Genomic DNA, 13,099 nt, shown 5'->3' with positions numbered 1-13,099 from the left:
GTTCCTAAAATCTAAACCATTTAAGCGTTCATTATCTGCTGAACGATAGTAGGGTCCTGAATTTTTTCGTCTTTGGCAAGCAATAACATTTTAGAAATGATTTCCGCTGTCTTCGGATCCTCATCAACAAACGGGAGGAATATTTTTCCTCGATGTTGCGAATGCACCGGCAGGATATTCATAGCCGTTCCTCCCATCACATGCACCACTCCACTGCCAAGATGCAATGAATACTGCTGATGGACTCCTTTTATTATCACGTTGCTCGCCTTCACTTCCACATTGTCCAACTTAAACAACGAGGCTGTTTCCCTAGCAATAGCTCCGCGTAATTCCATAGACGACTGACTGGTTTCTGGATCAACATCGCCTACATGGGCCACTGATACTACCAGATCTAAGTCTCTCATAATTTCGGAGAAAACCCTTTTGTCTATATCCGTTATCATCAGTCGTTTCCACGATGATTTCTGATAAAATTCTACCGCTTCGATACTTGGGCTTTCCACGTCGCTAGGGTAAAACCAATCGGCGTAAGCCAGTAAACTAACTATAAAATTTTCCCGATGAAAAATCTTCTGAAGTCCTTCGTCATGGTTGACTATCCAACCACGCCCCTTTAACAAAGCCAAAGTTTTGTTTGCCTGAATTTGGTGACCAGCATATCGACGAGACTTGTCGTTTTCTTGCTTTTCATCCGCTGTCGGCAAATACAGTTCACGGAAAATTTGCTTGAACGGTTGTTTGACACTATTGGAAAAACAATATCTCTGATAGTCGCTCCATTCTCCGGTTGCGTACAAGTCGGTACAGTGCGCTATGCTTAATTTATCGTTGTCCGCCAATTCAAAGATCCTGTCCAAAGCGGTATGGAGTTGGCCGTTTTTCCAAAACCCGTGTTTTTCTCCAGATACTAATACTAAATCTTTGACCAATGGATGAATTACGGGGTGTTCCATTAAATTTCTGAATTCCGACAATTCAAAACCGTCTCCCGATATCATCGCTTCTTCCAGGCTTATTTTCGCTCTTTTGTATTGTTCTTTCAGCGATTTGACCGAGGCCTTCAACGCTTCGATATCTTTATTTTTTCTTAGTTTGGCTGGTATTGATTTTTGATGTTTTCCCGCTTTTTCGACTAATAATCCCGCATTTCCTGAATTGTCTATTTGAATGCGAACTTTAACGTCATCGATTTCCACCACTGAGTTTCGCATAATCTGCGTAGCCTCTTTGGCTTCCATTGCCCAAGTAAGTCTTATCGGATCGGCATACCCTGCGGTACGCGCGAGATTCTCCATGGAAATTTGGGTCGAAAGCTTTTCGCTGGCTTGTCGTTGCGAGCCAAACTGTTTGCTTTCTTTCAAAAATTTCAACAGGAACTGATAACGGTTCAATACGTCTTTCTCAGGAACTTTTTTGCTCAAAGGCACCAATCCGTATACTTTCAGATAGTCCTGATTACGTTTATCCACTATTCTTTTCCTTACTTCGGTAATCTTGGTTTTACCCAATAATACGTCCGCATATAGTTGGGCCCGTTTTTGTCCTCCCATGCTTAGGAATTTAGAGGACTTGTATACCATGTCCCATTTTTTCTTGCCCAACTCTTTATACGCTTTCTTGAACCAATCCACGTCTACAGCGCCATTGCTGAAATCGTTCAGGGAAAGCTTCGAATACATGGCTATACTCTCTTCGGAAGGGTTAGTCGTATCGTCTTTGGTATGGGCCTGAAGCCACCAAACCGCCGAGGATAGCTTCCATCCCAAATAATTTTCGACAAAGTTCAGCCATTGTGGCGCATACATAACGATGTCGAGAAGCTTCTGGTCCGTTAGCTTGCTTTTTTTGATATGCTGATTGAATTGTGCCTGAGTGTCATCGGTTTTCGGGTGGCAGTTTCGGATCAAATGCGACATAGTTTCGGCTAGGGAAACCGAATTGGAATAAGAAGAGATATAACCCCTAACCAATTTCTCTTTTCCTAATTTGGCGATAAAATCAAACAGGTAATCCACACCCCGCACTTCATTGACTGACGTAATCAGTTTAGTGACAGAAGTCTCAGACACCGTACGCGACAGCTCAATCTGAATGATTCTGTTGATAACGTTTTCTTTCAGTTCGTTCAATACAGGATATCGCTCGTAATCTTCGGGCTGAAGCACCTCTCTGTAGTAATTCCTTTTTACTTTACGGGAACTGCTCAAAACGCTTACGGCGTTTTTTTCGAATGATTTCCAATAAAGGTCATCCACCGTAATGAGTCCTAACTCGTATGCCCTCAGATAAAAACTATAATTGCGGATCCCCTCACGGTTAAGCTCTTCAAACTTTCGGAAGTTTATTCTCCAATTGTCAAGCTTCCAATACGATTTAAAAAGTTCGTCATTCAGGGTATCATAATTTTCAACTTCTTTTTGTAAACGGCTCATTAAAGGAAGACCCGTCCAATTGACTTTTCCCGAATACTTCCTTTCTATTTTCGAACTATATTCCTCAGGATCAACAGCATAATATGCCGAAGCGAGACAAGACAGCCAAAACTCCTCTTTTCTTTCATAAGGATATTTTTTGCTTAATAAGTGTATAATATTATAGAGTGGATTAGAATAGTAATATCTCGATTTATAAGGAGTTTCAATTTTATATTCCGGGATAAAAGAGCCTAAATTACTTAAGGTCTTTTTGAAACTTCTTTTTATGGCACCGGGACTTTTTTCGTCTATCCTTTCTTTATTGTTTAAAGAAATAAAACACAAATCCAACGGAGTGAGTCCCGAATTGGCGTACCATTCATCCCAAACTTCAGCCAAAGGATAGTTCTCCAGAACGAATTCATCTTTGTCCGAATCCGTTTCACGGACTAGATATTTAAACCCATTCGACAACAAACATACTTCCGATCCCCATTCGCTTACGCTTGTGTATTCAAAATCGAAGTTGTTGACAAACAAGTCATAAAGAGTGCGGATATCCTTATTTATATCTTCAATTGATTTGGAGGGCCTAAAACTGTCCGTATAGTATTCGTTAAGCGTATGGTCTTTATACAATACAGGAATTCCATTCTCTTGAATAATTCCCTTAAGAGTGTCTTTATTTACTTTATCATCCTGCAGCAGAGTCACTTTAGAAGGGTCATACAATTTTCCGTATCCATTGGCGTAAGTCGCTTCTGCGTCTTCCTTACCATGGGATTGCAATAGGGCCAAAGCGTCCTTTTCTTTTGCGGTAGGCTTCGGGCGGTTTTGTATGAATTGGGCTGTTTTGGATTCAATCCATTGTCTAAAAGTAGTATCCGTATTAAGCCCAATACCTTCCTGCCCCGTTATTGTCTTATCCAAATCGGATTCCCCGCTTTTCAATTTTAAAAGATAATCCAATCCGACAAGTCGTTGCTCTATTGACTTTTTGCTCAGTAAGCTATCCGTTACCCAGAGTTTGTATTGTTTATTTTTGTCAAAAATAATTTTATAAACAGCGTCTTTTACGGATTGGGATTTACCTTTAAGCAAGCTGACAAATACCGGGAGCTCATCCTGCTTGATTTCCGTTTTTTTAATGGTTTCCAGCGCCCGTTCTCTGATATAAGACGATTTGTCGGTTAATATCCTGAAAGCAAAGCTTCTTTGGTGTGGTTTAATATTGTATCCTTTGAAGTAAGTGTATGGCAATATTTTATTAACTATGATTGATCTGGCATCGGCGTCAACCAGATCATATATAGGATAAATCAATTCACAATCGCTCTCCTTGCCATAGTCCAATGCGTTAGACATAAGCCAAATTATCTCGGAAGACTTAACTCTTCTTTCTTGCCAGGCGAATAATTTCGTATTTAGCCCAATACCGTCCTTAGGAATCTCCGTAATAATTTCGGAACAAATGCGTATGTAGTCTTTTTTCTCTTGTTCGGATACCTCCTTCACAAACTCGTTGTAAAGATCTAATGCGCCTATCTTTACCGAAATATCGGGGTGATCCAGGTTATTTTGCGATACCAATTTTTTATACGGATCAATTTGAGTCATTTTGGCCAAATAAAACGCCAGCAGCTTTCTTTGCGACTTTTCATCTTCCGCTAACGTCGAGAGATATTGACCTAATTCAAGACCTGAGTTCTCCGAAGCGCAAGCCCAAAGCGCCAAATAAGCCTCAATACTATCGTTACTCATGATAGCGCCGGGAATAGTATCGGGTTCCTCCAAAAAGTGTTCGGCCAACTGAAAGCACCTTTTTACAAGGCTCTGTTTTTCGGCACTGATCATTAAGCCCGTCCATACATCAAACGCTCTGACCACCGCCGCAAAACGGTACATTTGCTCCCTATTGATTAGTATGATGAACTCTTTAAATACTTCTATCGAACATTGGTCAACCACTTCCAGGATTGTTTGGCGCAAGCCTTCTTGTCGTTGCGCGGCTACAAGCAACTTTTTTATCGCTTCGATACCTTCTCTGGATTCGGAAAAAAGTAAAGCCTTAAGGACCTCTCTGCTTACTTTATAAGTTTCATGGTTTCCCATTACTATATCTATAAGCAGTCGCTCTATCTGCGTATTGCCATTATTGATCGCTCCAGCTAAAAGTTCGGCTATAGGGAAGGAGCTGAGGTGATAATCATTACTGTTCGCTACGAGTTCCTCAAGCGTCAGGTCGTATTTATTGTTTATTATAGCCTCAACCAAAAAATTAAGTTGCTTGGCAAAGATCCTTCTTCTAATATCCTCATTTTCCGTGTAAGTAATCCGGAAACTTTTCCTTTCCCAACCTGTGAGGTAAGGCAAGGAAGGCATCTTTCTAAAAAATGTTGCCAAATAAGTAGCGTATTCCTTACCAAAACAATATTCCAATATATTGAAATACTCACCGTCAAAACTATTATCGGTATCTAACCGATCCAATAATTCCGCATAATGGCGCACTTTCTCATGGCCCTCTTGCAGATATAAGTCATGGTAATTTTCTTCTCCCTTACCTTTCCTTTTGGGATCGATCAGATCTTGAATGAATTGCTTGTGTTCTTTACTTAACCTAATTCCTTCTCTTTCATTATTATTAAAAATATCCTTCCTCAAACCACTGAAATAAGCGGTTTTCAACCTTGTCTCTAAAAAACTCTTGTCCATATCAATAAACTGAAATACATAAAATAATATTCAAACCAACTGTTGTGGGGTTATGACTTGTTACTCAAAAAGTACTTATCGCCTAAAAAAGAATTGATGCTCAATAAGTACTTCCCGCCAAAAAGGTAAGTCGCACAAAAGTGAACTCGTCAAAATCCTTTACTTGGAGTCTATCCGTTAACAAGTCTAATTGCTCGCCGTTATGGAAAATCGCTACCAGTCCGTCTTTGATGGCAAGCTTCATGGTTTCAATAGCCTCTTGCACATCGGCCAGTTTTAGGTTTTCCATATCGCCAAAAGTCACTTTTCCGGAGATTGCTTGATCGTCAATTTTCTTTTTGGATAAAACGTTACTCTTTGGATTCTCAAGCGTAACTCCAGAACCCTCCAAAAGCCTGGAAAGAATCAGCTCTTCCCTTTTTTCATTAAATACCCTGACTTGTTGATGCACTATAATTGTTAATAGTTCCTCTAAGGAATACTCCTTGGCTTCAGCATCTGGAAAGATTATCTCTTTTTTGGACAAAAATGGTTTTCGCTTGCCTACCTGTTTTATTGTAAAAAGAAGTCTCATAATATCGTTTTTCTCTTAGCGAAAATTGATTGGAATGCGATCACGATCATTAGTAGTATTTAGCAATAAAATATATGCAACATACAGGTTTGTGCTCTTTTTTGCCACATTATTTATCATTTCTTTCTAGAGTCGTATATAAACAAACCACGCCTATCGTTTTTTCTAAAAAATATTTAGGATTACGTTCTTCCCAATATCTTCAATGTATAATTATGGTTTTAAGTGATTTTTAGCTTTTAAGACGACCCCTTATCACTACTGAATGATCCTCAATTTTTACCCCATAAACCGTGACAATGAAAAAACAATAATTTCCGTTCTTGCGATTACGAAATATGGGGGCTTGATAACTGGTTTTTCACTAAAGGGAAATGATGAGAGTTACAATAAAAGACGAGAACCTGTCGGGGATAGGAATACAAGAGCAGACCTTCGAGTTTGATGCGGAAGAGGTCACAGTAAAAGACATTATTACGGAAAGAGTAAAAAGAGAAGTTGCTCTAAAAAATGATTCAAATAATGTGCATCATAACCGCTTGATACAGCCGGAAAAAAAGGAAAGCCTCCTTAACGGCCCGAAAGGCAAGAAGTATCTCGATGCCGAAAAGCAAGTCTACGTAGCGTTGGACGCTTATCAGAAAAATGGTTTTTTCATACTTGTAGATAATGTTCAGCCCGAAAGCTTGGAAACCCTTGTCAAGTTAAAACCCGATACCGTTGTAACGTTCATAAAGTTAGTTTCTTTGGTAGGAGGTTAGGCTTTTACTTTTCGTGCCTGACAGTATAAGTTTATAATTCCCGAGCGATAAACTACCTGTTACCAACCTTGTACCGCCAGTACTTTTAAGTCCTTTTATATTTTGCTTCACAAGGTATATCATCTATTGAAAATACTTTTGACATGAATTTTTTAGATCAAGAAAAATATCGACTGTCATTCAATGACGATAAGTTAAACCTATTCAAATCTTCCATTATAAACTCCCTTCCGCCTGTCCATGGAGGGTGGAAGAGATACTATGAACGTAAAGATATCTGGGCTTTACCAGAATATAAAAACCATATCAAAAGTTGGCCTGATAGCCAAAAAATTGAATTCTTACTGTACTGCGTCAATATCGGCAGGAATGACCTGAATCCTGTGGTAAGTCACCATCCCACCTCAACGGAAAAAGACCGAAGCGTTACGACAGCTATTTCTTATGCGATATTCTTTTTGGGGGAACCTTCGCTGGCTTCTTCGGCTAATGAAGATGAGGTAGCCAAAATATTGGGTTCTATACGACATTCAAGGTGCTGGGAGCCATATATAGTATCGTCATGGCCAATAAGTACATTTTTAAATAACATCAAACCCCGTTATAAAGATCGCCTGCCGAGTGAAAATACGGTAAAGGCTTTGAACGCACTCGCTGACAGTATTAGAAAACAATACAGTTATCTTGATCTGAATAACCAATTCCGGTGTCTGGAATTGATTGATGAGATCTTGTCGGATGAAGAACATCCGGAAGGAGTGAAGCCGGAGTATTTTATGGGAGAAGACAGTTTCGCCCTTTATTCCAGAAAATGGCTAGACGGTTTGGCTTCGGATAAAAAACGTTCCGATTGGTTTCGTTTGATAGCATTGGCAAAAACAGCGAAAGGAGCGCAACCCAAAGCGAAATACTTGGAACTGGCACAGCCAATTGTAGATTCGATAGGTAAAGAAGAATTCATAACTGGTATTTCCGAATGGGTAAAACATATTTTGGGGATCAAACCGGAGCTGATCACTTTGGATATCCACCGATCCGGATATACGTATCAAGAGCAATATTACGATTTCATTATTCCTCCGAATATAGATATACTGAAAGGTATAATCTGGACTACCGCATTGTGCAATAACGCAGCCTTGGCATTTGATTTAGGTAACCTTACCGAACGTTGTTATAAAAAATATCCTCAAATAGGCGCTTTGTCGGCGGCTTTGGGCAATGCCTGCATATTTGCGTTATCCAGATTCGAAGTCCTTGAAGGAGTCGCCCAATTAGCTAGGTTAAGCATCAGGATCAAACAAGCGAGCGGCAAAAAAACTATTGAGAAGTTTTTGGGAATCACAGCCAAAGAAATGGGACTAACCCTTGACGAAATAGCGGACTTGGCCGTAGACGATTTTGGTTTGGTAAACGGGAAATCAGAATTTCATTTTTCGGATTACCGGGCTTCTTTGGAATTCGACGGTCCCGGAAAGTCATCTATTCATTGGTATAAACCAGATGGCTCACAGCAAAAAACCGTTCCCGCTTTCGTGAAAAAGGACTTTGCTGATCAGCTTAAGAAGCTAAAAGCTTCAAAAAAACAGTTGGACCAAACCAGTGCGACACAAAGAGACAGGATAGACAGAATGTTTAGGTCCGATAGAAAATGGGCTTGGGTCAATTTTGAAAAACAATATCTGGAACACGGATTGATTTCCTTTTTTACCAAACGACTGATATGGGTTTTTGAAAATACGAATATTTCTACCCGTATAGGAATCTACTTTGGAAAGAAATGGATAGACGCAAAAGGCGAAGTGTTTGCGCCATCGGAAAATGATACCGTGAAATTATGGCATCCATCCATCGCTTCCGTAGAAGAGGTAGGTGCTTGGCGAGATTTTTTGGTAAACAACGAGATACGCCAACCGGTAAAGCAGGCATACAGAGAAGTGTATATACTCACCGACGCCGAGAAAGATACCGGATTATACAGTAACCGTATGGCCGCGCACATTTTAAAACAGCACCAATATGTGAATTTGGCAAGAGTGCGTGGTTGGAAAGCGGAACTAACCGGAGCGTGGGATTATCAAGCGTCTGATTTTGCGGAAATACTTCTGCCCGAACACGGGCTAAAGGCCCAATTTTGGACAAGTGGCGTGGAAACAGACCACGGGGTTACAGATTCGGGAATATTGGCCTATGTGAGTACTGACCAAGTACGTTTTCTGAAAATCGATTCGGACGATACAATAAGCCTGATTGATATACCTGCGGTTGTGTTTTCTGAAATCATGCGTGACGTTGATCTTTTTGTAGGGGTGGCCAGCGTTGGCAATGATCCAGAATGGCAAGATTCCGGAGTTACTCCGGAAGTACAATCATATTGGCGCAGTTATCTTTTCGGAGATTTATCAGAGATTTCCCAAACTAGGAAAGATTTATTGGAGCGCCTGATTCCTAGGCTTAAAATCAATAAAGTCGCTAGGGTAGAGGGCAGATTCTTAGTGGTAAAAGGAAAATACAGAACATATAAGATCCATATAGGAAGCTCTAATATCTTAATGGAACCCAATGAAGAGTATCTGTGTATTGTTCAATCAAGAGGTAAGAAGGATATAACCGAAAAGATATTCGTGCCATTTGAGGGAGACCATGGTTTGTCTTTGGTGTTGTCAAAAGCGTTCTTATTGGCGGAAGACCATAAAATAAAGGATCCGACAATTTTAAGCCAAATAAGGCCACAGGTACAGTCCGAAAAATAGGCTACTGGTAATGAAACTTATTTAGGTGGATATCAAACCATATTTCGACAAAAACAAACGGCCATTGAGTCCTGATTCAATGGCCGTTTTTCTAAGCCGTAAACAACCGCACACAGTTTCAATTTTTAGACATTGAAATAATCGTTTTTCCATATCCTAAAAGGCACATAAGGTAGGCTGTAGAAAATCGCTATTTCAGTTTTTTTGAGTTGGGCTTTAATGTCTTTCTTTTCCAATGCAATCGGATTACCCGCTAGGTTTACCTCTTTTAGGTTAGGCAATGTGTTAAGTATCCGAATATCAGAAATATCGTTACAAAATAAATTCAACTGTTCCAGGCGCTTCAAATGTTGTAGCCCTTCTATATTCTCGATACTATTTTCGGCAAGACTTAAAACCCTAAGGTTAGTCAACGTTTCAAGGTTAGGAACCTCTTTAAAGCCATTCAATCCCAAATCAAGTTTCTCCAAGTTTGGAAGGTTCGTTAGGAAATCCATTTTTTCCGGATATCCACCCTCCATATCCAGCACTTTCAGTTTTTCCATCTTGCCCAAAGAGATTTCTCCACCTCCCCGTATCGACAAATACTCCAAATTGGGGAATTGCTCCAAACCTTTCACATTATACTCTTCGGAGATGTCAAGCACCAAGGTTTGGAGTGTCTTAATGGTACCCACTTTATTGATATCTGTTACCGAATTGCATTTAAAATACTTTAAAGCTTTAAGGCGATGTATATTTCGGGCACTGGATTTATATTCTTCAAGCTCCAGCCTTTCCAAACGCTTAAGGTGTTTCAACCCCTTAAGCTTCACCTTCTTGTCGGCATGCACCACCAGCCATTCTATATTCCGTATGCCTTTTAAATTAAAAGTACATTTTTGTTTATTCTCAATGCTGATATTCAACCTTTTTAGGGAAGGCATTGAAAATATACGCTCCGTATTTCTTACCGAGGCATCTAACAGCAATAGCGACTCCAAAGCTGTAAATTTTTCTATATGCTTAATGCCTTTTATATCATTCTCCCAAATACATAATTTTTTAAGATGGTTCTTCAAAGGCAAAAGACGTTTGAGCTTATTCAGCGTTTTGATCTCTTTTCCGTGAAAATACCCGTCCCTTACCTCTATGAGTTCTAAACGCTTATAATGCTTTAGACTCGCCGTATTTTTAAGCTTGCAGGTATCGAGGTCAAGATTAATAATCTGATGAGCAACAGGAAGAAAATCATTGAAATCGACTTTACTTTGTTTGATTTCTAAAGTATCCAACTGAATAAACTGTTCCAGAAAATCCAAATTGGATAAATGGTACTGGTCTAATTTCAATCCTCCTATATTTGGAGAGATAGAAGCCAAAGTCCGTAAATCGAAAACAGGCCGGTTGATTGACTCCATATCATCATCTTCGGACTCGATATTATCAATGGAGCATTCCTTGAGTCTGTAAGGCTTCGTTTCCCTAGGAGGAGTCATTACCTCTACGGTGGTTGCGACGTCAATATTGAGCATTTCCAGCTTTGGAAAGTTCAAGATTCCCTCTAAGCTTTTTACTGCACTAGCATATAGGTCCATGATTTTGGCATTCCCCACGATCGGTAAAAAAAAATTGAAATCATTAATCTCCATTTCATGAAAGCTTAGGAACGTAGTCCCTAAATCAGTCTTATGGATAATATCGTCGGGGCTTTTGTGGATAAAAACGTTTGTCAGGTTTAAAGAATATAACTTAGGCAATAGGTTTAACTCATAAAAATTCCAGAGCCTGCAGTTTGTGAAATGCAGATATTCTAAATTTTTGGAAATGGAACGTATACAGCTAATGTGTTTGACGTCCATATTTATGAAGTCCACTACCTGAAAATGACATTTCCTCGTGTCGGCTGGCGTTACATCCGGACTATAAATGTCCTCTAAGGTTACCCCGTCCAAGGTTAGGTGGTTTACGTATCTTAATTTCAGCAGTTCCGATACGTTTTTTATCGTGCAGTTAACGAATTTCAGATGATTTACCATCCGAAATACCGGTGCCAAAGCATCGAAATTTTCAAAGGTAAGATTAGAAAAGCTTAGGTTATCAATCCTTCTGTCACTATAACACTTATATGTATGCTCCTGCACCAGCTCACTATTGTCTTCCTCTAAAGTTATCTGTAAAGCTTCTTCTATTTTCTTGATGGCGTTATTTATCGGATCTATTGAATCTTTTCGCATATTTGATTAAAAATTAAAGCTTCTGAATCGAACTAATTGTAGTCAAATAAAGTCTGTCCCCTGAAGCATTACCTTTTCTGGATTTCAAATGAAAACTATAAAATACTAGGCAATAAATATCCAATTCCAAAAACTGTCCGGAGAGAATGTACTTAAGCCAAGAATGGTCGCATTTCCGCATACGCTTAGCAATCTAAATCAGGTGGCCATCGACGCCTTATTACCTCATCCTTACTCCACCTATACCTTATTCTTTAGAAACTACTTCAATACATCACCTCCTTTCTAAACCTTGAGGCCTTGCGAAAAAAGTATAATCCTTAAGAAAAAGGGTCAAAATATTGATACCGATCATGATTTTTTCAAAAAGTCTTATTCCCCTCCAATAAAAAGTCTCGTTATTATTACACTTGTTTTGTTGTAAAAAAATATTTGATTTTTAATAAAAAACAATCCAGCTTAATTTTACACCATATCAGCTGATAATCAACTTTGTAATTAATTTAAAACACATAATGCTGTTATGAAAAATCTATTTCGCACTCTGTCATTGGCACTGTTCGTAGCCATGGCCGTGTGCTCTTGCGGAGACACGGAACTTACTCCCGCCCCAACTAAAAAGCTCCACCCGTATGTGAAGAAGGGAAGTCGTTCTCCTTCACGCTTGGGAGAATTACCCGACAGCAAACAAGCTGGTTACCACGGAAAAATAGTCATTGACATCGAAGAAACCAGTCAAGCTACTTATACGGTTAAAGTAGACGGTGACGATGTCAAGTTTTACGTTTCATTTCCGCAGGGTTGTAACAATGCCGAGTATGCCGGAGTCGTAGTTTTACATGGCTCAGGCGGTCTGTGGAAAAACGACATTCCGGAAAACAACGAACTTGCCAAGCAATTCAAAGAATGGAGAGAACTGCTGGACAGCAATTGCTTTATCAGCATTTTCCCAGACAGCTATTCTCCAAGAGGTTGCGAAGAACGTGAAGGAATTTGGACTACGGCACCGAAGAATTTTGATATCAGTGCCCAATTCGTTCGCCCAGCCGACGCTTACGCCGCACTAAAATTGTTAAAGCGTTTCGTGACTCCGGAAGGGGATCCATTAGTCAAGCAAGACGGAATCGGCTTGATGGGCATCTCCGACGGAGCCTCGGCCACCATGGCCACTATGTATGACACGGATCACCCGACTCCGGCAAACTGGGAATGGGAGCAGGAATTCGATGATGATGAAGTCTATACGGACGAAGTAAAAGCCCCTGTAGCCAGACCTGCGTCAGGAGGTTTTGCTTGTGCAGTTCTCTACTATGGGGGGTCCGGACACTACGGTTATTTCGGTAGCCTCAGTGTTGCCTCAAATAATGTGTATTACAATTACGCCCCGATGCTTTATCATCTACCGATGGACGGTTATTTAACCTCTAACACCTTAAAGGTTTATAATATGTTAGTCGGAAAAAACGCTCCCGTGCAGAAGTACGAATACACAGGGGTAGGGCATGGTTTTGATCTACCGGATTCTGATCAAAAAACATTGGCCAGGACACGTACGATCGACTGGTTTAATGAGAAATTACTCGGTCTTTAAACATTATCAAAGCCACTCCGACTGGAGTGGCTTTATCATGCTTAATCTGTTAAGAATCAAATCTATATT

General features: G+C 39.9%; 6 protein-coding genes. 3 read left to right on the top strand and 3 right to left on the bottom strand.

Annotation, left to right across the window (positions count from 1 at the left end; genetic code table 11):
- Positions 1 to 20: 20 nt before the first annotated feature.
- On the bottom strand, positions 21 to 5,135 hold the full coding sequence (locus AABK39_RS20480) for a DUF4132 domain-containing protein (RefSeq protein WP_338394809.1): 5,115 nt from the start codon (positions 5,133 to 5,135) through the stop codon (positions 21 to 23).
- A 100-nt stretch (positions 5,136 to 5,235) separates the two neighbouring features.
- On the bottom strand, positions 5,236 to 5,709 hold the full coding sequence (locus AABK39_RS20475) for a hypothetical protein (protein ID WP_338394808.1): 474 nt from the start codon (positions 5,707 to 5,709) through the stop codon (positions 5,236 to 5,238).
- 374 nt (positions 5,710 to 6,083) lie between these two features.
- Between AABK39_RS20475 and AABK39_RS20470 the strand changes: the two genes are divergently transcribed.
- Together AABK39_RS20470 and AABK39_RS20465 are read left to right on the top strand one after the other, a co-directional pair.
- On the top strand, positions 6,084 to 6,470 hold the full coding sequence (locus AABK39_RS20470; RefSeq protein ID WP_338394807.1) for a hypothetical protein: 387 nt from the start codon (positions 6,084 to 6,086) through the stop codon (positions 6,468 to 6,470).
- 143 nt (positions 6,471 to 6,613) lie between these two features.
- Positions 6,614 to 9,223: a DUF4132 domain-containing protein gene (locus AABK39_RS20465; protein ID WP_338394806.1), complete on the top strand. Its 2,610-nt coding sequence runs from the start codon at positions 6,614 to 6,616 to the stop codon at positions 9,221 to 9,223.
- 125 nt (positions 9,224 to 9,348) lie between these two features.
- Here the strand turns inward: AABK39_RS20465 and AABK39_RS20460 are convergent, their stop codons facing one another.
- Complete coding sequence (locus AABK39_RS20460) at positions 9,349 to 11,439, bottom strand: leucine-rich repeat domain-containing protein (protein WP_338394805.1); 2,091 nt, start codon at positions 11,437 to 11,439, stop codon at positions 9,349 to 9,351.
- A 523-nt stretch (positions 11,440 to 11,962) separates the two neighbouring features.
- Here AABK39_RS20460 and AABK39_RS20455 point away from each other — a divergent pair.
- A complete protein-coding gene (locus AABK39_RS20455; protein ID WP_338394804.1) occupies positions 11,963 to 13,030 on the top strand; it encodes a dienelactone hydrolase family protein in 1,068 nt (355 codons plus the stop codon).
- Positions 13,031 to 13,099 lie beyond the last annotated feature (69 nt).

It is taken from the genome of Fulvitalea axinellae (assembly GCF_036492835.1).
Classification (GTDB): domain Bacteria; phylum Bacteroidota; class Bacteroidia; order Cytophagales; family Cyclobacteriaceae; genus Fulvitalea; species Fulvitalea axinellae.
The sequence above is the reverse complement of the archived record's forward strand: the minus strand, read 5'-3'. Positions and strand labels throughout refer to the sequence as shown.